The 22,438-nt window shown below is 70.9% G+C and carries 19 protein-coding genes; 12 read left to right on the top strand and 7 right to left on the bottom strand.

What is annotated here, in order from left to right; translation table 11 throughout:
* Positions 1-31 precede the first annotated feature (31 nt).
* Positions 32-1,834 carry a bifunctional metallophosphatase/5'-nucleotidase gene (locus ACFYQ6_RS16440; RefSeq protein WP_361578576.1) on the bottom strand — a complete coding sequence of 601 codons (1,803 nt, stop codon included), beginning with the start codon at positions 1,832-1,834 and terminating at the stop codon, positions 32-34.
* A gap of 218 nt (positions 1,835-2,052) precedes the next feature.
* Here ACFYQ6_RS16440 and mshD point away from each other — a divergent pair, with 218 nt between their 5' ends.
* The 11 genes from mshD to pstB all read left to right on the top strand — a co-directional run bounded on the left by mshD (position 2,053) and on the right by pstB (position 13,929).
* A complete protein-coding gene (gene mshD, locus ACFYQ6_RS16435) occupies positions 2,053-2,976 on the top strand; it encodes a mycothiol synthase (RefSeq protein ID WP_361578579.1) in 924 nt (307 codons plus the stop codon).
* A 91-nt stretch (positions 2,977-3,067) separates the two neighbouring features.
* Positions 3,068-3,478: a GntR family transcriptional regulator gene (locus ACFYQ6_RS16430; RefSeq protein ID WP_388763474.1), complete on the top strand. Its 411-nt coding sequence runs from the start codon at positions 3,068-3,070 to the stop codon at positions 3,476-3,478.
* Positions 3,475-4,368 (top strand): ABC transporter ATP-binding protein, encoded by an 894-nt coding sequence (locus ACFYQ6_RS16425; RefSeq protein WP_361578585.1) that lies wholly within the window; start codon positions 3,475-3,477, stop codon positions 4,366-4,368. Before ACFYQ6_RS16430 ends, ACFYQ6_RS16425 begins: the two co-directional genes overlap by 4 nt.
* Positions 4,365-5,351 carry a hypothetical protein gene (locus ACFYQ6_RS16420; RefSeq protein WP_388763472.1) on the top strand — a complete coding sequence of 329 codons (987 nt, stop codon included), beginning with the start codon at positions 4,365-4,367 and terminating at the stop codon, positions 5,349-5,351. Before ACFYQ6_RS16425 ends, ACFYQ6_RS16420 begins: the two co-directional genes overlap by 4 nt.
* A 278-nt stretch (positions 5,352-5,629) precedes the next feature.
* Positions 5,630-7,876 (top strand): RNA degradosome polyphosphate kinase, encoded by a 2,247-nt coding sequence (locus ACFYQ6_RS16415; RefSeq protein WP_361578591.1) that lies wholly within the window; start codon positions 5,630-5,632, stop codon positions 7,874-7,876.
* Positions 7,863-8,855 carry a CHAD domain-containing protein gene (locus ACFYQ6_RS16410; RefSeq protein WP_361578594.1) on the top strand — a complete coding sequence of 331 codons (993 nt, stop codon included), beginning with the start codon at positions 7,863-7,865 and terminating at the stop codon, positions 8,853-8,855. Before ACFYQ6_RS16415 ends, ACFYQ6_RS16410 begins: the two co-directional genes overlap by 14 nt.
* The gene (locus ACFYQ6_RS16405) at positions 8,852-9,262 is read left to right on the top strand and encodes an NUDIX hydrolase (protein WP_361578597.1); all 411 of its coding nucleotides are present in this window, start codon (positions 8,852-8,854) and stop codon (positions 9,260-9,262) included. The genes ACFYQ6_RS16410 and ACFYQ6_RS16405 overlap by 4 nt, the downstream gene beginning before the upstream one ends.
* 503 nt (positions 9,263-9,765) lie before the next feature.
* On the top strand, positions 9,766-10,899 hold the full coding sequence (pstS, locus tag ACFYQ6_RS16400; RefSeq protein ID WP_361578600.1) for a phosphate ABC transporter substrate-binding protein PstS: 1,134 nt from the start codon (positions 9,766-9,768) through the stop codon (positions 10,897-10,899).
* A gap of 141 nt (positions 10,900-11,040) precedes the next feature.
* The gene (gene pstC, locus ACFYQ6_RS16395; RefSeq protein ID WP_388763469.1) at positions 11,041-12,033 is read left to right on the top strand and encodes a phosphate ABC transporter permease subunit PstC; all 993 of its coding nucleotides are present in this window, start codon (positions 11,041-11,043) and stop codon (positions 12,031-12,033) included.
* Positions 12,030-13,112, top strand: a complete 1,083-nt coding sequence (pstA, locus tag ACFYQ6_RS16390; protein WP_361578605.1) for a phosphate ABC transporter permease PstA — start codon at positions 12,030-12,032, stop codon at positions 13,110-13,112. Before pstC ends, pstA begins: the two co-directional genes overlap by 4 nt.
* A gap of 40 nt (positions 13,113-13,152) precedes the next feature.
* Positions 13,153-13,929 carry a phosphate ABC transporter ATP-binding protein PstB gene (gene pstB / locus ACFYQ6_RS16385; protein ID WP_145804685.1) on the top strand — a complete coding sequence of 259 codons (777 nt, stop codon included), beginning with the start codon at positions 13,153-13,155 and terminating at the stop codon, positions 13,927-13,929.
* A 249-nt stretch (positions 13,930-14,178) separates the two neighbouring features.
* Here the strand turns inward: pstB and ACFYQ6_RS16380 are convergent, their stop codons facing one another.
* The gene (locus ACFYQ6_RS16380) at positions 14,179-15,177 is read right to left on the bottom strand and encodes an inorganic phosphate transporter (RefSeq protein ID WP_356736674.1); all 999 of its coding nucleotides are present in this window, start codon (positions 15,175-15,177) and stop codon (positions 14,179-14,181) included.
* Between the two features lie 5 nt (positions 15,178-15,182).
* Entirely contained in the window at positions 15,183-15,803 is a 621-nt protein-coding gene (locus tag ACFYQ6_RS16375; RefSeq protein ID WP_073743490.1) for a DUF47 domain-containing protein, read from the bottom strand.
* A 221-nt stretch (positions 15,804-16,024) separates the two neighbouring features.
* Here ACFYQ6_RS16375 and ACFYQ6_RS16370 point away from each other — a divergent pair, with 221 nt between their 5' ends.
* Positions 16,025-16,372, top strand: a complete 348-nt coding sequence (locus ACFYQ6_RS16370) for a metal-sensitive transcriptional regulator (RefSeq protein WP_356736671.1) — start codon at positions 16,025-16,027, stop codon at positions 16,370-16,372.
* A gap of 90 nt (positions 16,373-16,462) precedes the next feature.
* Here the strand turns inward: ACFYQ6_RS16370 and ACFYQ6_RS16365 are convergent, their stop codons facing one another.
* The 4 genes from ACFYQ6_RS16365 to ACFYQ6_RS16350 form a co-directional block, all read right to left on the bottom strand.
* The gene (locus ACFYQ6_RS16365; protein ID WP_388763828.1) at positions 16,463-16,810 is read right to left on the bottom strand and encodes a hypothetical protein; all 348 of its coding nucleotides are present in this window, start codon (positions 16,808-16,810) and stop codon (positions 16,463-16,465) included.
* Positions 16,811-16,918: 108 nt separating this feature from the next.
* Positions 16,919-17,794, bottom strand: a complete 876-nt coding sequence (locus tag ACFYQ6_RS16360) for a hypothetical protein (protein WP_388763465.1) — start codon at positions 17,792-17,794, stop codon at positions 16,919-16,921.
* A gap of 359 nt (positions 17,795-18,153) precedes the next feature.
* A complete protein-coding gene (locus ACFYQ6_RS16355; RefSeq protein ID WP_388763463.1) occupies positions 18,154-21,141 on the bottom strand; it encodes a tetratricopeptide repeat protein in 2,988 nt (995 codons plus the stop codon).
* Between the two features lie 454 nt (positions 21,142-21,595).
* Entirely contained in the window at positions 21,596-22,327 is a 732-nt protein-coding gene (locus tag ACFYQ6_RS16350; RefSeq protein WP_361578616.1) for a phosphatase PAP2 family protein, read from the bottom strand.
* Positions 22,328-22,438 lie beyond the last annotated feature (111 nt).

Here is a 22,438-nt window from a genome sequence, read left to right as displayed (position 1 = left end):
CGCCGCCCCGCTTCCGCACACGTACGGCTGACTACTTCACGAGCGTGATCCGGTCCGTGGCCGGCGGGGCCAGCGGTGCCGAAGCCGTGGAGTGGGCCGCCAGGTAGGCGTTGAACAGGTCCAGGTCGGACGGACCGACCAGCTTGTTCGTGCCCTGGCCGAGGGCGGCGAAGCCGTCGCCGCCGCCCGCGAGGAACTCGTTCATCGCGACCCGGTAGCTCTTCGCCGGGTCGATCGCCTCACCGTTCAGCAGGATCGAGGACGCGACCACCCGCTCGGCGCCCGACTTCGTCATGTCCAGCGTGTAGGTGAGGCCCTTCGAGACCTGGAGGATCTTCGGTGACGCCTCGTTGGAACCGCTGACCTGCTGCTGGAGGGCTGCCACCAGCTGCGCGCCGGTGAGGTCGACGACGTTCATCATGTTGGTGAACGGCTGGACCGTGAACGCCTCGCCGTACGTCACCACCCCGTCGCCCTCGCTGCCGGACGCCGTGTACACCAGGTCGGAGCGGATACCGCCCGGGTTCATGAACGCGACGACCGCGCCGCCCTTGTCCGCGGGCGCCAGGCCCTCCAGCTGGGCGTCGGCGATCAGGTTGCCGAGCGGCTTCTCGAGTTCCGTGGAGCCCCGGCCGTCGATGTCGGCGGAGATGTAGCCCTGCGGGCGGCCCGCGATCGGAGCGGCGAGCCTGTTCCAGCGGGTGATCAGGGTCGTCATGTCGTCGGCCGGGTCCTGGGTCCGGCGGACGATGTGGTTCGCCGACTGCACCGACGTACGGACGATGTCCTTGGTGCGGCGGTCGTAGGTGAGGGTCGTGTCCGTGTAGACCTTGCCGAACGACGACGCCGAGGTGACCATGCGCGGCTTACCTGCCGGGTCCGGGACCGTGCACACGTACGCCTGGTGGGTGTGACCGGTGACCAGGGCGTCGACCTTGGGCGTGATGCCCTTGGCGATGTCCACGATCGGGCCGGAGATGCCGTCACCGGCGCCCGGGCTGTCGCAGTCGTAGTTGTACGAGGACGAGGCCGGGGCCCCGCCCTCGTGGATCAGGGCCACGATGGACTTGACGCCCTGACGGTCCAGCTCCTTGGCGTACTTGTTGACCGTCTCGATCTCGTCGTGGAACTTCAGGCCCTTGACGCCGTTGGCCGTGACGATGTTCGGCGTGCCCTCCAGGGTCACACCGATGAAGCCGATCTTGACACCGTTCTTCTTCCACACGGTGTACGGCTTGAGGACCGGCTTGCCGGTCTTCTCGTTCGTCACGTTGGCCGCGAGGTACGGGAAGTCCGCGCCCTCGAACTCCCTGCCCTCCTCGTAGCAGCCCTCGACCGGATGGCAGCCACCGTTCTGCAGACGGGCGAGCTCCGCGGCCCCCTCGTCGAACTCGTGGTTGCCCACGGCCGTCACGTCGAGGTCGAGCCCGTTGAGCGCCTCGATGGTGGGCTCGTCGTGGAAGAGCCCCGACAGCAGCGGGCTCGCGCCCACCATGTCGCCACCGGCCGCAGTGACGGAGTACGCGTGTCCCTGGCGCGCCGTGCGCAGCGAGGTCGCGAGGTACTCGACGCCGCCGGCCGGGACGGGCTTCACCGTGCCGTCGGCCCGCGTCTCCTTCACCTCGCCTGCCGAACCGGCCGGCGGCTCCAGGTTGCCGTGCAGGTCGTTGAAGGAGAGCAGCTGCACGTCGACGGTGCGGGGCTGGTGGTGGCCGTGGCCCTTGTCCTGGGCGCCTGCCGGCATCGCGGCGACGAGCGCGCCGACGGTGACAAGTCCGGCCGTGGCGGCGAGCACCCGCCGGGGCACACGGTTCTTCTGCGGAGTCGCTGACATCGGTCCCCTTGAAAGTGTCTGAATCCTGCTGCGGCAGCCTAGAGTCAACGCGCGTAGCGCGACAGGTGTTTGTGGTTACGAACTGGTTGCCGACCGACCAGAAAGGGGTCGATCACCCGTCGGGCGTACATATCCGAGCAGAAACGTCACCGCGCCCGTACGTCACCCGCGCCGTCGCCGGCCACGGCCGGCCGGCCCGGCGCCGTACGCTCGTACCCATGACGACTGACGCACCCCTCCCCTCCCCCGGGCGCGAGATCGAGACCCTCGACGCGCTCACCCCTGAGCAGGCCGACGCCGTTCTCGCGCTCCTCGGCGAGGCGGCCGAGACCGACGGCCGTCAGGCCGTGTCCGAGCAGGGGCAGCTGCAGTTGCGGGGCGGGCACCGCGAGGGCGTCCGGCACTTCCTGCTCCTCGTCGACGGGGTGCTTGCCGGATACGCGCAGCTGGAGGACACCGACCCCGTCGAGGCCCCGGCGGCCGAGCTGGTCGTGCACCCCTCCCACCGCGGCCGGGGGCACGGCCGCGCACTGGGAGCCGCCCTGCTCGCCGCGACCGGGAAGCGGCTTCGGGTCTGGGCGCACGGCGGCAAGTCGGCGGCCCGGCATCTGGCCCAGGTGCTCGGACTCTCGCTCTTCCGCGAACTGCGCCAGCTCCGGCGCCCGTTGACCGGCCTCGACATCGCCGAGCCCGTCCTCCCGGAGGGGGTCACGGTCCGCACCTTCGTGCCCGGCCGGGACGACACCGCCTGGCTCGCGGTGAACAGCGCCGCCTTCGCCCACCACCCCGAGCAGGGCTCCCTCACCCAGCGGGACCTCGACGACCGCAAGGCCGAGCCCTGGTTCGACCCGAAGGGCTTCTTCCTGGCCGAGCGCGACGGCGCGATCATCGGCTTCCACTGGACGAAGGTGCACGCCGCGGAGGAGCTCGGCGAGGTGTACGTCGTCGGCATCAGTCCCGACGCGCAGGGCACCGGCCTCGGCAAGGCGCTCACCGCGATCGGGCTGCGCCACCTGGCCTCCCAGGGCCTGCCGACGGCGATGCTCTACGTGGACGCCGACAATCCGGCCGCGCTCTCGGTGTACGAGCGGATGGGCTTCACGACGCACGAGGTCGACCTCATGTACCGCACGGAGACCTGAGCACCCCAACGCCTGCCGGGGCGGCGTCACTTGACGCCGCCCCTCTCTTAGGCCACCCTTTCACTACTCAATTAGTGAAAGGGTGGTGACCTTGGCAGAGTCCGCAGCGGTCGAGTTCCGCATCGACCGGCGCAGCGGCGTCGCCACCTACCTCCAGATCGTGCAGCAGACCAAGCAGGCGCTGCGCCTCGGTGTGCTGGAGCCGGGCGACCGGCTGCCCACGGCACGTGAGGTCGTCGAGGCCACGGCCATCAATCCGAACACGGTGCTCAAGGCCTACCGCGAGCTGGAACGCGAAGGCCTCGTCGAGGCCCGCCGCGGCCTCGGCACCTTCGTCCGCCGCACCCTCGGGAGCGCCGCGGCCACCACCGATCCGCCCCTGCGCGCCGAACTCACCGAGTGGACCCGCAGGGCACGCGCCGCCGGACTGGACAAGGACGACGTGAGCGCGCTCTTCAACGACGTACTGGACAGCACATTCAAGGGGGACCAGGACTCATGACAGGCGCCGCGATCGAGGCGAACGGCCTCGGTATGACCTACGGGCGCAAGAGCGGGTGGGCGCTGCGCGACTGCTCGTTCCGGCTGCCCGCCGGGCGGATATGCGCCCTCGTCGGGCCCAACGGCGCCGGCAAGTCCACGCTGCTCGCCCTCGCCGCCGGCCTGCTCCGGCCCTCCGAGGGCTCGGTGCGGGTGCTCGGCGGCACCCCTGGCGAGGCGCGGCCCCGTATCGCGTACGTCTCCCAGGACAAGCCGCTGTACCCGCAGCTCACGGTGGCCGACACCCTGTGGGCGGGGGCCGAGCTCAACCCCGGCACCTGGGACCGCGAGGCCGCCGCCCGGATCGCCGGACCGCTCCCGCAGGACGCCAAGGTCAAGGCGCTCTCCGGCGGCCAGCGCACCCGCCTCGCCCTCGCGCTCGCGCTGGGCAAGCGGCCCGAACTGATGCTGCTGGACGAGCCGATGGCCGACCTCGACCCGCTCGCGCGGCACGAGCTGATGGGGCTGCTGATGGCCGAGGCCGCCGAGCAGTCCACCACCATCGTGATGTCCTCGCACATCCTCACCGAGCTGGAGGGCTCCTGCGACTACCTCCTGTTCGTCGACGGCGGCCGGGTCCGCCTCGGCGGCGAGAGCGACGACATCGTCGCCGCGCACGCCGTGCTCACCGGCCAGGCCCGTGACCTCGCCCCGCACACCGTCGTCGAGTCACGCACGACGGGGCGCCAGATGACCGCCCTGGTGCGGAAGGAGGGGCCGGTGGACCCCGCCGCCTGGGACGTCACGGAACCTTCGCTGGAGGAGCTGCTGCTGGCCCACCTCCGCTCGCCCGAAGCCCCCGCGCTGCTCACCCCGAGCGCACACGCGGGACAGGAGGTGGCCGCGATATGAGCACCCTGACCCCTGCCCGACCCTCGCTGCGCGGCCCCGCCCTCGTCGTCGTACGGCAGCACCGGTGGACACTGTGGATCGCGGGCGGGCTCGCCCTGGCCGCTGTGATCGCCCTGGTCGCGACCGCCCTGTGGTCGGCCCACGTCGTCGACACCTTCGAGTCGGGCCCCTGCTCGGCCGAGGGAGACCCTGGCCGCAGCTGCTACCAACCCGTCCGCGACTACTTGGACAGCATGGGCGCCCTCAGCGGGGTGTTCAACCTCGCCGGCCTGGTGCTGAGGGTTCTGCCGGTGATCGTCAGCGCGTTCGTCGCGGGACCGATGATCGCCAGGGAACTCGAGAGCGGCACCTTCAAGTTCTCCTGGACGCAGTCCGTGTCGCCCGCCCGATGGCTCGCCGCCAAGCTCGCCGTACCCGCCGCGCTGCTGCTGGCCGGTGTGTCCGTGCTGACGGCCGTACTCACCTGGGCACGGTCCTACGCGGACACGCCCTACCCCGTCCAGTGGCATGACGCACCTGTCTTCAGCACTTCGGGAGTCCTCCCCCTCGCCCATACCTTCTTCGGGATGTGCGTCGGAGCGCTCGCCGGCCTGCTGATACGCCGCACCCTCCCCGCACTGGCCGTCTCCGCTCTCGTCACCGGCACGGCCCTCACGGTCCTCACCTACCGGCGCCAGGAACTGTGGCCCCCGAGAACGCTCACCGGAGAGACCCTGAACGCCAAAGAGGGCATGTGGTGGGTGGAGACGGGCGACCTCACCAGCGGCGGCGAACGGCTGACGGGAACGGTGTGCTCGCAGTCCGCGTCCGAGGCGGACCGGCTCCAGTGCATGACCGACCACGACATCACCAGCCACTACCTCGACTACCACCCCGCCTCACATTTCTGGCCCCTCCAGCTCGTCGAGACCGGCATCCTGCTCGCCCTGGCTGCCGCGGCCGTAGCCGTCGCCTTTCGCGTCCTGCGCCGCCGCACCGGCTGAGAGCCACCCTGTCCGGGCTCCGGGGGGAGTCCGGGCAGGGGCTTCACCTACGGTGAGGACGGCGGCTACAGGGACGGCACCGCAGTCACACCGCTTCCTGTACGTCATGTCACCGTTACCGGCCATTCAGACAGCCTTGCGACCCTCACGGGATGCAGCCAGCTGTGCCCACCCCCCGCAACGCGAGAGGCCCCGGTCCGGGGAACACGCCCGGATCTTCCGCGATCTTTGACGGCTCCGACGCGCCTGAGAAGCCGAACGCGCGGAAGAATAGGTCCATGAGCCAGCAGCCCAGCTCCGAGGTCCCGGTCCAGCCCGCCCAGCCGTCGGTGGGCTCCCTCGCCGCACACCGGCCCCATGCCGTGGCCGGCACGGCGCCCGCAGGCCTGTCCACAGCCGCCGATCTCGATCCCGATCTGGACAACGACGCGGACACGTACGAGCCCGAGAGCGACGGTGACGAGCTCCCGCACGGCCGTTTCCTGGACCGGGAGCGCAGTTGGCTCGCGTTCAACGAACGGGTTCTGGAACTCGCCGAGGACCCCGCCACACCGCTACTCGAACGGGCTAATTTCCTGGCGATCTTCGCCTCGAACCTGGACGAGTTCTTCATGGTCCGGGTCGCCGGTCTCAAGCGCCGCATCGCGACCGGTGTCGCCACCCGCTCCGCGTCCGGCCTCCAGCCCCGCGAGGTCCTCGACCTGATCTGGACCCGCTCCCGCGAGCTCATGGCCCGGCACGCCGCCTGCTACCAGCAGGACATCGCGCCCGCCCTGTCCGACGAGGGCATCCAGCTGGTCCGCTGGCCCGAACTGACCGAGAAGGAACAGGCCCGCCTGTTCACCTTCTTCCGGCAGCGGGTCTTCCCCGTGCTGACGCCCCTCGCCGTCGACCCCGCGCACCCGTTCCCGTACATCTCCGGGCTGTCGCTCAACCTTGCCGTCGTGGTGCGCAACCCCGTCAGCGGCCACCGCCACTTCGCCCGCGTCAAGGTGCCGCCGCTGCTCACCCGCTTCCTGGAGGCGTCCCCGCAGCGGTACGTCCCGATAGAGGACATCATCGCGGCGCACCTCGAAGAGCTCTTCCCCGGCATGGAGGTCCTCGCCCACCACATGTTCCGGGTCACCCGGAACGAGGACCTGGAGGTCGAGGAGGACGACGCCGAGAACCTCCTCCAGGCCCTGGAGAAGGAGCTCATGCGGCGCCGCTTCGGCCCGCCGGTCCGCCTGGAGGTCGAGGAGTCCATCGACCCGTACGTCCTGGACCTGCTCGTGCGCGAGCTGAAGATCTCCGAGACCGAGCTCTACCCGCTCCCCGGCCCGCTGGACCTCACCGGGCTGTTCGGCATCGCCTCGCTGGACCGGCCCGAGCTGAAGTACCCCAAGTTCATCGCCGGCACCCACCGGGACCTCGCCGAGGTCGAGTCCGCCTCCGCGCCCGACATCTTCGCCGCCCTGCGCGAACGCGACGTGCTGCTGCACCACCCGTACGACTCCTTCTCCACCTCCGTCCAGGCCTTCCTGGAGCAGGCGGCGGGCGATCCCGACGTCCTCGCCATCAAGCAGACCCTGTACCGGACCTCGGGTGACTCCCCCATAGTCGACGCCCTGATCGACGCCGCCGAGTCCGGCAAGCAGGTCCTCGTACTCGTCGAGATCAAGGCACGCTTCGACGAGCAGGCCAACATCAAGTGGGCCCGCAAGCTGGAGGAAGCCGGCTGCCACGTCGTCTACGGCCTCGTCGGGCTCAAGACCCACTGCAAGCTGTCGCTCGTCGTCCGCGAGGAGGGCGACACCCTGCGCCGCTACTCCCACGTCGGCACCGGCAACTACCACCCCAAGACGGCCCGGCTGTACGAGGACCTCGGCCTGCTCACCGCCGACCCGCAGGTCGGCGCCGACCTCTCCGACCTCTTCAACCGGCTCTCCGGATACTCCCGCCGCGAGACCTACCGCCGGCTGCTGGTCGCCCCGAAGTCCCTGCGCGACGGACTGATCGCCCGCATCAACAAGGAGATCACCCACCAGCGCGCCGGCCGCCCCGCCTACGTACGCATCAAGGTCAACTCGATGGTCGACGAAGCGGTCATCGACGCCTGCTACCGGGCGGGCCAGGCAGGGGTGCCGGTCGACATCTGGGTGCGCGGCATCTGCGCGATCCGCCCCGGCGTCACCGGTCTCTCCGAGAACGTCCGGGTCCGCTCGATACTGGGCCGGTTCCTCGAACACTCCCGGGTCTTCGCCTTCGGCAACGGCGGCGAGCCCGAAGTCTGGTTCGGCAGCGCCGACATGATGCACCGTAACCTCGACCGCCGGATCGAAGCACTGGTCCGCGTCACCGACCCCGCGCATCGCGCCGCCCTCAGCAGGCTCCTGGAAACAGGCATGTCCGACGCCACCTCCTCCTGGCACCTGGGCCCGGACGGAAACTGGACCCGGCACTCCACGGACGCGGACGGCCAGCCGCTGCGGCACGTACAAGAGATGCTCATCGAAGCCCGGAGGCGCCGGCGTGCGACGCCCTGACCACCAGACGACGGCGCTCCCCGCGGAAGCGGTCCTCGCGCCCTACCTGCGCGAACAGGCCGCCTCCTTCCTCCGGGGCCTGCGCCTGCACGGTGAGCACATCGCCCCGGCCGACGCCGGGGCGCACGGTGCCGACGAGGCGGCCCGCACGCTGCGCCAGGCGGCCCGCCGGATCAGCGGCACCCTGCACACCTTCCGCGCGGCGCTCGAACCCGCCTGGGCCGACCAGCTCCGCGCGGAGCTGGCCTGGCTCTCCGGCACCCTGGCCCGCGAACACGCGTACGCCACCCGGCTCGGCCGGCTGCTCGAGGCGCTGCACCAGCTCTCCGGTGCCTCGCTCCCCGCCGCCCGTCCCCCTGCCGGGGAGGTCCAGGACGGAAGCGACAAGGAGCGGGCGGCGCTCGGAGTCGGCACGGCCCGGGCCGGAGCCCTGCTGGAGCGCCGGCTGACCCTCGCCCGGACCCGCGCCCACTCGGCCGCGCTCCAGGCGATGGGTTCCTCCCGCTTCCACGCCGTCGCCGACGGGGTGGCCCTGCTCGCCTCCGAGGTCCCGCTGTCGGCCTCGGCCGCGGAGCCCGCCGCCGAGGTGCTGCACGGCCCCGCCGAGCTCGCCGAGCAGCGGATGCTGGACGCTGTGGCCGCGCTGCCGCCCGACGAGGCGGTGGAGCCGTACAACGAGGCCCACGACGCCCTCTGGCACCAGGCCCGCCTTCTGCTGCGGCTGCACCGCTACGCCCACGAGGTCGTACGGGGCGGCCCCGACCCCGCCCTCGCCGGACCCGGCCACGCGCTGGACCTGCACCGGGACGCGGCGGAGGCGGCGGCAGCGGCGGCGGCAGCGGCCCGCACCCCCCGCATCGCCCCGGCGACGGCGTACGCCCTGGGCGTGCTCCACGCCGACCAGCGGCACGAGGTGGAGGCGGCACGCAGCGTGTTCCGGGAGACCTGGCCGTACGCGGCGGCCGTGACCGCACCGTGAGCGGCCCCGTCCGCGCGGCGGGCTGCGTGCTGTGGCGCCGCGCGGCTGAGGGCGGCGGCCTGGAGATCTGCCTCGTCCACCGGCCGCGCTACGACGACTGGTCCTTTCCGAAGGGCAAGCTGAAGCGTGGCGAGACGGCCATGGAGGCCGCCCTGCGCGAGGTGCTGGAGGAGACGGGGCACCACTGCGCGCCGGGGGCCGCCCTGCCGACGGCCCTGTACATGGCGAACGGACGCCCCAAGGAGGTCAGCTACTGGGCCGCGGAGGCGACGGGCGGAACCTTCGTACCCAGTGACGAGGTCGACCGGCTGGCGTGGCTCTCCCCCGAGACCGCCCGCCACCGGCTGACGCGCCCGGGCGACCGTGTGCAGCTGGACGCCTTCCTGCGGGTCACCGCCGACGACTGACGGCTGACGACGGGGCCGGGCCGCCGCCCTGCCCGGCGGCCCACCCTGCCCAGCGGGCCGCCCTGCCCAGCGGGCCGCCCTGCCCAGCGGGCCGCCCTGCCCTACCCGGCCGCCCTGCCCGCCGGGCCGCCCTACCCCGCCGGACCGCCCTGCCCCACCGGGCCGCCCTGCCCCGCCGGTCCGCCCTGGCCACCGGGCCGTGCCGCCCGTGCCGCTGAGACGGCGCGCCTGGGGCACCCGTGCCACCTGTGCCGCGCGCGCCGCCCGGGGCATCCGTGCCTCCCGGGCACGAGATCTTCCCGCTGCTCACCCGCGCCGCGCCGCGGAACCAGCCCGCCCAGCACGGTTCACCTGCCGTTCACTCTGCTCCGTAGGCCGCTTCACCTGTTCTGCCTAATTTCGGACGTACACGGTGCACGGCGCCAAGCCACCGCACCTTTCCTCATCGCACGCCGCCACGGACCAAAACCACCGCGGCGGCTCCTGGAAGGAACACCCCGAAAGTGAAGCTTCAGCGCAAGAACCGGCTTCGTGCCACCGCGCTCGGTGCCCTCGCCGTCTCCGGCGCCCTGGTCCTCACGGCGTGCGGTTCGGACAACAACACCGGCACCGAGACCGAGGGCGGCAAGACGAGCGCCGCGGCGTCGGACGTCAAGTGTGACGGCGCCGAGGGCCAGCTTCGCGCCTCCGGGTCCAGCGCCCAGAAGAACGCGATGGACCTCTGGGTCAAGAACTACATGGCCGCCTGCTCCGGCGTGGAGATCAACTACAACTCCTCCTCCTCCGGCGAGGGCATCGTCGCCTTCAACCAGGGCACCGTGGGCTTCGCCGGCTCCGACTCGGCCCTGAAGCCCGAAGAGGTCGCGGACTCCAAGAAGATCTGCAAGACCGGCCAGGGCATCAACCTCCCGATGGTCGGCGGTCCGATCGCGATCGGCTTCCACGTCGAGGGTGTCGACAGCCTGACCCTGGACGCCTCCACGCTCGCCAAGATCTTCGACTCGAAGATCAAGAAGTGGAACGACCCGGCGATCGCCAAGCTCAACGAGGGCGCCGAGCTCCCGGACAAGGCCATCCAGGCCTTCCACCGCTCCGAGGACTCCGGCACCACGCAGAACCTCGGCAAGTACCTGGGCGCCGCGGCCCCGAGCGACTGGAAGTACGAGGCCGAGAAGAAGTGGCCCGCCCCCGGTGGCCAGGCCGCGTCCGGCTCCTCCGGTGTCGCCTCCCAGGTCAAGGCCGTCGACGGCTCGATCGGTTACTTCGAGCTCTCCTACGCCGCCTCCCAGGACATCACCACGGTGGACATCAACACCGGTGGCGCCGCCCCGGTGAAGGCCACCTCGGAGAACGCCTCCAAGGCCATCGCCGCCGCCAAGGTCAAGGGCACCGGCAAGGACCTGGCGCTCGAGCTCGACTACACCACCAAGGCCGAGGGCGCCTACCCGATCGTCCTGGTGACGTACGAGGTCGTCTGCGACGCCGGCAACAAGGCCGAGACCCTCGGCACGGTCAAGTCCTTCCTCACCTACACCGCCTCCGACGAGGGCCAGAAGGTCCTGACGGACGCCGGTTACGCCCCGATCCCGGCCGAGATCAACGCCAAGGTCCGCGAGACCATCAGCAGCCTCTCGTAACCGCCGGCCGCACGACTGATCGCACGACGCACAGGGCGGGGGCGGTCCGGAACACCCCTCCGGACCGCCCCGGCCACCAGCCCCATCCGGTGCACCGCCGCCAGGGGAGCCCACAGCTCCCCCACACAGACCGGAAAGATCATGGCTTCCACCACACCCATTGACATCCCACCGGCCCCGCCGGCCCGACGACAGCGCCCCGGCGCCGGCGGGCGCGCGGGCGACAAGATCTTCCTGGGCCTCTCGCGGGGTTCGGGCATTCTGCTGCTCGCGCTCATGGCGTCGATCGCCGTGTTCCTCAGCTACCGGGCCGCACTGGCCATCTCGAAGGACGAGGGCAACTTCCTCACCACCTTCGACTGGAACCCGGCCGGTGACCCGCCGGTGTTCGGTATCGCGGTCCTGCTCTTCGGCACCGTCGTCAGCTCGATCATCGCGATGGTCATCGCGGTTCCGATCGCTGTCGGCATCGCCCTCTTCATCTCGCACTACGCGCCGCGCAAGCTGGCCGCGCCGCTGGCCTACGTCATCGACCTGCTCGCCGCGGTACCCAGCATCGTCTACGGCATCTGGGGCGCCCTCGTCCTCGTGCCGTACCTCGAGGGCCTGAACCTCTGGCTCGACCAGTTCTTCGGCTGGACCTACATCTTCGAGAAGACCGAGGTCGGTGTCGCGCGCTCGCTCTTCACCGTCGGCATCCTGCTCGCGATCATGATCCTCCCGATCGTGACCAGCGTCAGCCGCGAGGTCTTCCTCCAGGTCCCGAAGATGAACGAGGAAGCCGCGCTCGCACTCGGCGCCACCCGCTGGGAGGTCATCCGCCTCTCGGTGCTGCCGTTCGGCCGCTCCGGCATCATCTCCGCCTCGATGCTCGGCCTGGGCCGCGCGCTCGGCGAGACGATGGCAGTCGCCACGGTGCTGTCGCCGAGCTTCCTCATCTCGCTGCACGTGCTCAACCCGGGCGGAGGCACCTTCGCCCAGAACATCGCCGCGAAGTTCGGCGAGGCGGACGCCTTCGGACGTGACGCCCTGATCGCCTCGGGCCTCGTCCTCTTCGTCCTCACCCTGCTGGTCAACGGCGCGGCCCGGCTCATCATCGCCCGCCGCAAGGAGTACTCGGGGGCCAACGCATGAGCCACGCACCCACCACCGTGCAGGACCGGCCCACGCCCGTCCCCACCGGCGTGAAGTCCAGCCTCAGCAGCCGGTCGCTCCCGCGCTGGGCACCGATCGGCTTCGCCGCGGTCGCGATCGCGCTCGGCGTCGGCACGAGCCTGGCAGCGGGCTGGCACAGCCGCATCCAGTGGGGCCTGATCTCGGCCCTCCTGTTCGTGATCATCTCGTACGTCGCGACCACCGTCGTCGAGAACCAGCGCCAGGCCAAGGACCGCCTCGCCACCAGCATCGTCTGGGTGTGCTTCCTGGTCGCCGTCGTCCCCCTCGCCTCGCTGCTCTGGACGACGGTCAGCCGCGGCTCCGAGCGGCTGGACGGCTACTTCCTCACCCACTCGATGGCCGGCGTCCTCGGCTCCGAGGCCAGCGGCGGCGTCTACCACGCGCTGATCGGCACCCTGGAGCAGGTCGGGATCGCCACGGTGATCTCCGCCCCGCTCGGCCTGCTGACCGCGGTCTACCTCGTCGAGTACGGCAAGGGCGCGCTCGCCCGCGCCGTCACCTTCTTCGTCGACGTGATGACGGGCATCCCGTCCATCGTGGCCGGTCTCTTCATCCTGTCGATCATGCTGATCGCGTCGATCGAGCCCTCCGGCCTGATGGGCGCGCTGGCCCTGACCATCCTGATGATCCCGGTCGTGGTCCGCTCCACCGAGGAGATGCTCAAGCTCGTGCCCAACGAGCTCCGCGAGGCCTCCCTCGCCCTGGGCATCCCCAAGTGGCGCACCATCCTGAAAGTGGTCCTGCCGACCGCGATCGGCGGCATCACGACGGGCGTCATGCTCGCCATCGCCCGTATCGCCGGTGAGACCGCACCGATCATCCTGCTGGTCTTCGGCAGCCAGCTGATCAACACGAACCCCTTCGAAGGCGCCCAGTCGTCGCTGCCCTTCTACATCTACGAGCAGTACAAGATCGGTGAGGCAGCCTCCTACGACCGTGCCTGGGCCGCCGCCCTGGTCCTGATCGCCTTCGTCATGATCCTCAATCTCGTGGCCCGCGGCATCGCCCGCTGGAAGGCCCCGAAGTCCGGTCGCTGACGCGGCCATCAGCGACCTCCCGAAAGAAGCAGTGATTCACATGGCCAAGCGCATCGACGTCGGCGGGCTCACCGCCTACTACGGCTCCCACAAGGCCATCGAGGACATCTCGATGACCGTCGAACCCCGCTCGGTGACCGCCTTCATCGGCCCGTCCGGCTGCGGGAAGTCCACCTTCCTGCGCACCCTGAACCGCATGCACGAGGTCACCCCTGGTGGCCGCGTCGAGGGCAAGGTGCTGCTGGACGACGAGAACCTCTACGGCACCGGGGTCGACCCCGTGACCGTGCGCCGCACGGTCGGCATGGTCTTCCAGCGCCCGAACCCCTTCCCCACGATGTCGATCTTCGACAACGTCGCGGCGGGGCTGCGCCTGAACGGTTCGTACCGTAAGAACCAGCTGTCGGACATCGTCGAGAAGTCCCTCCGCGGCGCCAACCTCTGGAACGAGGTCAAGGACCGCCTCAACAAGCCCGGCTCCGGTCTCTCCGGCGGCCAGCAGCAGCGCCTGTGCATCGCCCGCGCCATCGCGGTCGAGCCCGAGGTCCTGCTGATGGACGAGCCGTGCTCGGCGCTCGACCCGATCTCGACCCTCGCCATCGAGGACCTGATCGGCGAGCTCAAGGAGCGCTTCACGATCGTCATCGTGACGCACAACATGCAGCAGGCGGCCCGCGTCTCGGACCGTACGGCGTTCTTCAACCTCGCGGCGGTCGGCAAGCCCGGCCGGCTGATCGAGATCGACGAGACGGAGCGGATCTTCTCCAACCCGTCCGTGCAGGCGACCGAGGACTACATCTCGGGCCGCTTCGGATAACCACAGACGGCCTTGGGGTGCTGCATGGCGGTGCCACCGCAAGGCAAAGGGCCCGCCCCCGCTCTCCGGTGGAGAGCAGGGGCGGACCCATTCCCGGACCGCGTCGCCGGACCCGGCCGCACGATCCCAGGGGATCCGGACCCGGATGCCGGACCCGGTACGCGGGAGCCGGACCCGGTACGCGGGAGCCGGACACGGGTCGCGGGAGCCGGACACGGGTCGCGGGACCAGGGACGCCCGGACCGGCGGTCAGCCGAAGAGCAGCACGACGATCCCATAGCTCGCCGCGGCCACCAGGGCCGCCGCGGGCATCGTGATGAACCACCCCAGGATGATGTTCTTGGCGACCCCCCACCGCACGGCGTTCACCCGCTTCGTCGCGCCGACACCCATGATCGCCGAGGTGATCACGTGAGTCGTGGAGATCGGGGCGTGGAAGAGGAACGCCGAACCGAACATGATCGAGGCGCCGGTCGTCTCGGCCGCGAACCCCTGCGGCGGGTCCAGCTCGATGATCTTGCGGCCGAGGGTCCGCATGATGCGCCACCCGCCCGCGTACGTCCCGAGGGACAGCATGGTCGCGCAGGCGATCTTCACCCAGACCGGGATCTCGTCGTTCGGACCCTCGACATCGGCGATGACCAGGGCCATCACCACGATGCCCATCGTCTTCTGGGCGTCCTGCAGACCGTGACCCAGCGCCATACCCGCCGCCGAGACCGTCTGCGCGATACGGAAGCCGCGCTTGGCCTTGTGAGGGTTGGTCTTCCGGAATATCCACATGATCCCGACCATCACCAGATAGCCGACGACCAGGCCGATGACCGGCGACAGGAACATCGGGATGACGATCTTCGAGAGCACGCCGTCCCAGTGCACCATCGTCCCGCCGGCCAGAGCCGCGCCGACCATGCCGCCGAACAGGGCGTGCGAGGACGAGGACGGCAGGCCGTAGTACCAGGTGACCAGGTTCCAGATGATCGCGCCGACCAGCGCCGCGAAGAGGATTCCCATCCCCTTCTGGCCCTCGGGCGTGGCGATCAGGCCTTCACTGACGGTCTTGGCGACCCCCTGGCCCAGGAAGGCGCCCGCGAGGTTCATCACCGCGGCCATCGCCAGAGCCGCACGCGGGGTCAGCGCCCGGGTGGAGACCGAGGTGGCGATGGCGTTCGCCGAGTCGTGGAAGCCGTTCGTATACGTGAAGCCGAGCGCGACCCCGATGGTCACGACCAGCGCAAAGGTGTCCACGAGGTTCAGGACTCCTTGACCGCGATGGTCTCCACGGTGTTGGCGACGTGCTCGAACGCGTCAGCCGCCTCTTCCAGCACGTCCACGATCTGCTTGAGCTTCAGCACGTCCATGGCGTCGTACTTGCCGTTGAAGAGGTGCGCCAGCAGCTTGCGGTGGATCTGGTCGGCCTGGTTCTCCAGACGGTTGACCTCGATCCAGTACTCGGTGAGGTTGTCCATGGTCCGCAGACTCGGCATGGCCTCGGCGGTCAGTTCCGCCGCCCTGGCCAGGACCTCGATCTGCTGCTCGACACCCTTCGGGAGCTCGTCGATCTGGTACAGCACGACCAGGTCGACGGCCTCCTCCATGAAGTCCATGATGTCGTCGAGCGACGACGCGAGGTTGTAGATGTCCTCGCGGTCGAACGGCGTGATGAAGGAGGAGTTCAGCTGGTGGAAGATCGCGTGGGTGGCATCGTCCCCCGCGTGCTCCGCTGCCCGCATACGCTCCGCGATCTCGACTCGGGAGGCAGAATCCGCCCCGAGCAGTTCCATCAGGAGTTTCGAGCCCGTGACGATGTTGTCCGCGGACGCGGAAAACATGTCGTAGAAGCTCGTCTCCCTGGGGGTCAGACGAAAGCGCACGTGGGGTCCTCGGGGTGCTTTGGATTCGGTCAGGCTGATGCTAGGCGCATCATCCGGCCACGGCTAACCGGCATTCTTCAGTGTCGCGCATCAGGCACAGTGATCAGCACGGACCCCCGGTCACGTTTCGGCTGGATTCGTTACGATATACCCGGCAGGGGTATACAGACGGCACAGAACGGCACGCTCACCGCAGGCCAAGAGGACAACGGGAGGACTCCATGACCACCACCGAGGCCACCGAGCCGGCCGGAACGGACGCGGTCGTCACCGACCACGACCGCGGCATCCACGGCTACCACCACCAGAAGGACGAGCACCTCAAGCGCCTGCGCCGCATCGAGGGCCAGATCCGCGGCCTGCAGCGGATGGTGGACGAGGACGTCTACTGCATCGACATACTCACCCAGGTCTCGGCTTCCACCAAGGCTCTGCAGTCGTTCGCGCTGCAGCTGCTGGAGGAGCATCTGCGCCACTGCGTCGCGGACGCCGCGGTCAAGGGCGGCGACGAGATCGACGCGAAGGTCGAGGAGGCCACGAAGGCGATCGCCCGCCTCCTGCGCACCTGAGGAGGGGGAGAGAGACGAAGCTCACCGGTTCGCCTCCGGCTCCTGCTCCGGCTCCCGGTCACGGGTGCGGCCGGGATCGCCGGAAGCGGGTCATCCCCGGTGCCGGGCCTGGCGCGGAATCGTCGGCGCCGGCTCGCCCGCATCTGTCCTGACGCCGAGCGCGTCGGCTCCGACCTCGAACAGGCCGTCCCTGGCATCGAGCGCGTCGGCTCCGACCTCGAACAGGCCGTCCCTGGCATCGAGCGCGTCGGCTCCGACCTCGCACAGGCCGTCCGTGGCATCGAGCGCGTCGGCTCTGACGTTGAGCACCTCGTCGATACGGTCCGGACTGAGCCGGTCCTCGATCGCGTCCGCTGCCGCGATCATGAGCTCGCCGCACAGCTCGATCTCGGCGAGGGCCACACAGTCCTGAGCGTTCGGAGCGCTGAGCGTCACCACCTGCGTCACCTCTCTCTGCTGTCGCCGACTCCTGGCGCACCGGCTCCCTAGCGTAGGGAGCGCGGTACGCGCCGCGCATGGCACGGACGGACCATTTCGGCCTCCCCCCTACGGCGCTTCCGGGCCACCGCGCCCCTGCTGCACCCGCCCCGTGTAGAGGTCCGCCTCGGGCGGCAGCGCCACGGAGACCGGCACTCCGAAGCCGTAGAGCAGCAGCGTCGACACCACCGCCACCCCGGGCCCCTCGGTCGCGAAGGTGAAGCGGTGGCGGACCTTGCGCAGCAGACCCTCGTCGTCCAGATACGCGTCGAAGGGCACGGCATCCGTGCCGAACCCTTTCGCCGCAGCGGTGAGCGTCGCCCGCGAGGACGGTGACGCCGCCCGCGCCGCCCGGCCGATGTCCGCCGTCCCCCGGTAGTGCCGGACCGGCACCCCGGCCAGCTCCGTCCTCCCCACGTACGACACCTCGCCCGCGCCGCGCAGCAACTCGGCGGCGGCCGTCGGGTCGGTCACGCCCCCGGTGACCAGATTGCCGTCCTCCAGGGCCGTCGTGTCGATCCGCACCCACTTGTCGTCGGGCACCCCGGCGCCGCGGTTCTTCATGTACAGCGCCCCGGGCGTCAGCAGCTCCGTGATCGGCCGGTGCCCGTCGGCCCCGGCCGCGTCCTTGGGCAGGACGACCTTGATCCGGCCGAGCTGCCTGCGGAAGTCGTACGTCCCCTCGCCCCGGATCGTGACCCGGGTCCCACCGGCGGCCGTCTCCATCGACGTCCGCGCCTCGGCGCTGCCCGCCCCGGCCAGCGCCTGGGCGGCTCCCCGCACCACGGACGCCGGGGAGCCGGCCGGGCCCTCACGGGCCACCGCCCGCTCACCGGCACCGCCGCCCGCGCCGGAGCATCCCGTACCCGCCGTCATCGCGCCGGCGACGGCCAGGGCGCACACAGCCAGTGCCCCGCGTCCGCACCTGTGCTGTCGCGCCACCATCGCCTGCCAACCCCTACGACGTACACCTGACCGAGTTCCCGCCCGTCCCGCCTAACGACGGCCGACGCACCTCGTCACGCCACAGGGGGCCGAGGGGAAGCCGATCGGCCCACACCCGACCGCCCGCGCACGGGCCCAGTACCGTGTAGGCGTGTATCAGGACCCCATGGACCTCCCCGTCCACAGCCCGTCTCCGGCACACAGCACCACGACCGTCGAGCGGGGCTCGTTCTGTATCGCGCGCTGCGCCTGCGGGTGGTCCGGCCCCGCCCGGCGCTCTCGCGACCGCGCCCGTACCGACGCCGAGGAACACAGCGCGGCCCCGGACCGCTGAGCCACGGCGGAGGCCGGCGGCCGGTTCACGCCCCCTGCGCGTCCACGGCCCTCAGCGCCTCCTCCAGCTCCCGCACCAGAGGTTCGGCACCCGGATCCGCGGAGCGCAGGACGTCACGGAGGATCGCGAGGTCGTCCAGGGGGCTCCTGACCCCGTACCGCTCGGACGTCTCCTCCGTGGTTCCACCCTCCGCCTCGGCCGAAAGCAGCCCGATCGCGCGCCGGAAGTGCGCTCCCGCCTCCCGCTCCTCCCCGGCCAGGCGCAGGGAGAAGGAATACAGCGCCGCGAACCACCCCGCCTCCGGATCGATCCGGACAGCCCGGACGCAATCGGCGACCGCCTCCTCGTGACGGCCCAGGCACAGATACAGCTGCGCACGGCCGGCGAACAGCCACGCGGCCTGGTCGTCGTCGCCCAGCGTCAGGCCGTAGTCGGCCAGCGCGTCCTCGTACCTGCCCAGACCCCGGTTCATCTCCGCGCGTACGGCGACGAGATCCAGCGAAGGAGGGGAGATCTCGACCACCCGGGTGTAGTCCGCCACCGACTCCTCGTCCCTGCCCAGCAGGCGGTACAACAGGCCGCGGCAGGTGAGGGCCCAGTCGTACGCGGGGTCGATCTCGACGGCCCGGGAGTAGTCGGCCAGCGCCTCCTCGTTCCTGCCCAGGGTCCGGTACAGCTCGCCACGGCTGGTGAGGGCCCATTCGTACCGCGGGTTGATCTCGATCGCCCGGGAGTAGTCGGCCAGCGCCTCCTCGTACCGGCCCAGCTCCACGTACGTGTCCGCCCGGCTCGCCACCGCCCACGCGTAGTCCGGATCGATCTCGACGGCACGGGCGAAGTCGGCGAGAGCGTCCTCGTGACGCCCCATGAGGTGGTGGACCCGCGCGCGGCTGGCGATCGCCCACTCGTACTGCGGATCGATGCCGATCGCCGCGGTGTAGTCGGCGAGCGCCTCGGTGAAGCGGCCCGAGGTCTGGTGGACGTACGCCCGGCTGCCGAAGGCCCACGCGTACTGCGGATCGAGGCCGACGGCACGGGTGTAGTCGGCCACGGCCTCGTCGGGGCGGCCCAGGGCCTCGTGGACCTGGGCCCGGCTGCCGAAGGCCCACGCGTACTGCGGATCGAGCTCGATGGCGCGGGCGAAGTCCGCGAAGGCCTCGTCGTAGCGGCCGAGGCCGCGGTAGGCGTCCCCGCGGCTGCCGAAGGCCCACTCGTCGCGGGGGTCGATCTCCACGGCACGGGTGCACGCCGTGACCGCGTCCTCGAGACGGCCCATGACCCGGTACGTCTCCCCCCGGCCCGCGTACGGGCGTGAGACGTCCGGATCGATACGGATGGCCACCGCGTAGTCCGCGAGGGCGCGTTCGTGCTCGCCCGCGACCCGGTACTCCCTCGCCCTGACCGTGTGGGCCAAGGCCCTGCCGGAAGCGCTCAGTTCGGGGGCGGTCAGCAGAACGGTCAGCACCACGACGTCCGCTCCCTCCTGGTCGGCCGCGGCCTCCAGGCGGTGGCTCCAGGAACCGAGCGCCGGCGCCGCGGAGTCCTGCCCGGCCTGACCGAGGATCTGGGCCCAGCGGCGCAGCGTCGCGATGTCGTGGTCGACGGCGTGCACCGCCTCGTACAGGGCCTCGGGCAACGCCGTACGGGGATCGGCGCACAGCCGGTGGTACGTCTCGTTGAGCCGGTGCTCCCGCCAGGTCGCGTCCTCCCAGCGGCTGTCCACATCCGGCCCGATCCCGGCCTCGACGCCCTCGCGCCACTGCCGGAACAGCTCGGCGAGGCCGAGGTGCGCCCGCTGCCAGCGGGTGGGCGACTGCGTCCGCTGCAGGCGGAGCATCGCCGCCCGGACCACGTCGTGGTAGCGGCACCGCCCCGCCTGCGTGGAGACGAACGCCAGCGCACGCAGCCAGGGATAACCCTCGGCCACCGCCTCCGGCACCGCGGCACGGTAGACGTCCTCGTTGAGCTGCAACGGAAGCGCGCACGCCAGCGCCGCCTCGCGCCGCCCGGCATCGGGCTCCCACTTCAGGAACCTCTCGACGGCCGTCTCCGACGGATCCCCGATGCCGCCTGCCGCGCTCGCGTCGCTACGGGCCAGCATGTCGACCAGGAGCGGCAGGCGCCCCGAGAGCCGCAGGACCAGCTCGACGCTGGGCTCGTCGGTGACACCGTGGGTGGCGAGCAGCGTGCGGGCCTCCTCCTCGGTGAACACCTCCAGGCTCACCTCGGTGACCTGGCCCAGCCGATCGCCCCAGGTCCGGGCGTCCAGACGCAGCTGCCCCGAGAGCACCACCTGCACGTTGACCGGCAGACTCCCGTGCTCCTCGCCGAAGGTGATGTCGTGCAGCCACACGTCGAGCACGGGCCCGGTCCGCTCGTAGACGTCGAAGAACAGCACGACCCGCTCGCACCGCTCCGCGACATCGGCGAGGTCGTCCAGGAAGAACGGAGCCAGCGCGGCCACCGGATTCATCACCAGCTGCACGTCGTCATGGCTGCGCAGCCGCATGTTCAGGGCCGACCGCATCCGGTCCGCGCCCAACGCGACCTGCTGCGGATCGACCGCCCCGACGAACGCCCCGACCCCGGGCAGCATGCCCAGCCCGGCCAGGCCCACCTGCGCGGCCACCGTGCTCGACGGCGAAGCCACCGGCGCCGGCGCCGACTGCTCGCCCCCGGGGCCGGGCTGCGGGGCGGGCGCGGCGCTCTCGGCCTGATGCCGGCGCTGCCGGTAGACCGCGAGCTGCTTGTCGAACTTCTTCAGCGGGTGGCCCTGCTGCGCGAGCCTTGCGCTGACCGCCTCCATGGCTTCGATCGGGTCGTGCACGTCGTCGTCCACGAACGCCGTGACCACGGACGGCTGTTCGCGGGCCGTGGTCTCCCACTGGCGCACGAGGGTCGACTTGCCCACGCCGCCGTTGCCCCGCACGTGGAAGAGGAACGGGAAGTCGGGTTCCTCCGGATCGCGGGCGAACGTCTCCCGGAAGACCGCCAGCTCTCCGCGCCGCCCCACGAACCCCGTACGCTCCCGCCGCCGGTTGACTTCCTGCCGTGTCGGCCGCCGCCCAGCCACATGTGCCTCCCCCGGATGCCTGGCCACGATGCGCCCATGATGCCCCGTCAGCGGGGCTGCGAGTACGGCCCGATCGAAGTCGGCCACGCACGAGGGGGAGCCCTGTACGGGAGCCCTCTCGTGGATGTCCCGTACGGGAGACCCGGCCGGCATGCGCGAGGGGGCGCCCCGTACGGGACACCCCCTCGTGGGTGCCCCGTACGGGACACCCGGCCGGCATGCGTGAGGGGGCACCCCGTACGGGACACCGACCGGCACGCGTGAGGGGGTGCGCCCCGTACAGGACACCCGGCCGGCATGCGTGAGGCGGTGCCCCGTACAAGACACCGACCGGCATGCGTGAGGGGGTGCCCCGTACGGGACACCCCCTCGCGCGCGTCTCTCGGGCCGCCGCCTAGGCGGCCAGATCCTTCTCGCCCGGCGCACCGCCACGGCCGGCACCCGGCCGCGGCTCGGGGATGCCTCGCGTCTCGTCACGTCCGTCGGCGACGGCAACCGCCCTGCGCGAGCGTACGAGCCGGCCGACGGTACCGGCGCGGGCCACGGCCCCCACCAGCGGCGTCAGCATCATCATCGCGAGCGGGGCGAGCAGCAGCGCCACGGCCGTGCCGAGCGCGAAGCCGCCGATCACGTCGGTCGGGTAGTGCACGCCCATGTAGACGCGGCAGAAGCCCTCCAGGAGGGCCAGGGCGATGGCCGCCAGACCGAACTTCCTGTTGGCCACGAAGAGCCCGACGGCGATGGCCATCGCCATCGTCGCGTGGTCGCTCACGAAGGAGAAGTCCGTCTTCCCGGCGACCAGGACCTCCAGTCCCTTGTGGTCGAAGAACGGGCGCGGCCTCTCCACGAAGCCCCGGATGGGAATGTTGATGAGCAGCGCGATCCCGGCGGCCAGCGGCGCCCACACGAGCCCGGCGACGGCGGTCACCGAATCCTCGGGCGTCCCACGCCTGCGCACACTCCACCAGCACCACAGGGCCGCCAGGACGAGGCCGAGCATGATCCCGAACTCCCCGACGAACTCCATGACCCGGTCGAACCAGGTCGGAGCGGCCTTCGCCAGCCCATTGATGTCGTAGAGCAGGCTGACGTCGGGGTTCGACCCATCGAGTGCGAGTCCAGCCATCTGCCGCGGCCCCTTGCCTTGTCTTCTGCTGCGACGCACAACGGCGTACGTCGCCTTGGTCTGACCCCCGTGGTCGGTGCGGATCCAGTACCGCGCGACGCCATCATGCCG

Source organism: Streptomyces sp. NPDC005494, from assembly GCF_042872025.1.
GTDB lineage: Bacteria > Actinomycetota > Actinomycetes > Streptomycetales > Streptomycetaceae > Streptomyces.
Note: the sequence above shows the minus strand (reverse complement) of the source record. Positions and strands in the feature narration are given on the sequence as shown.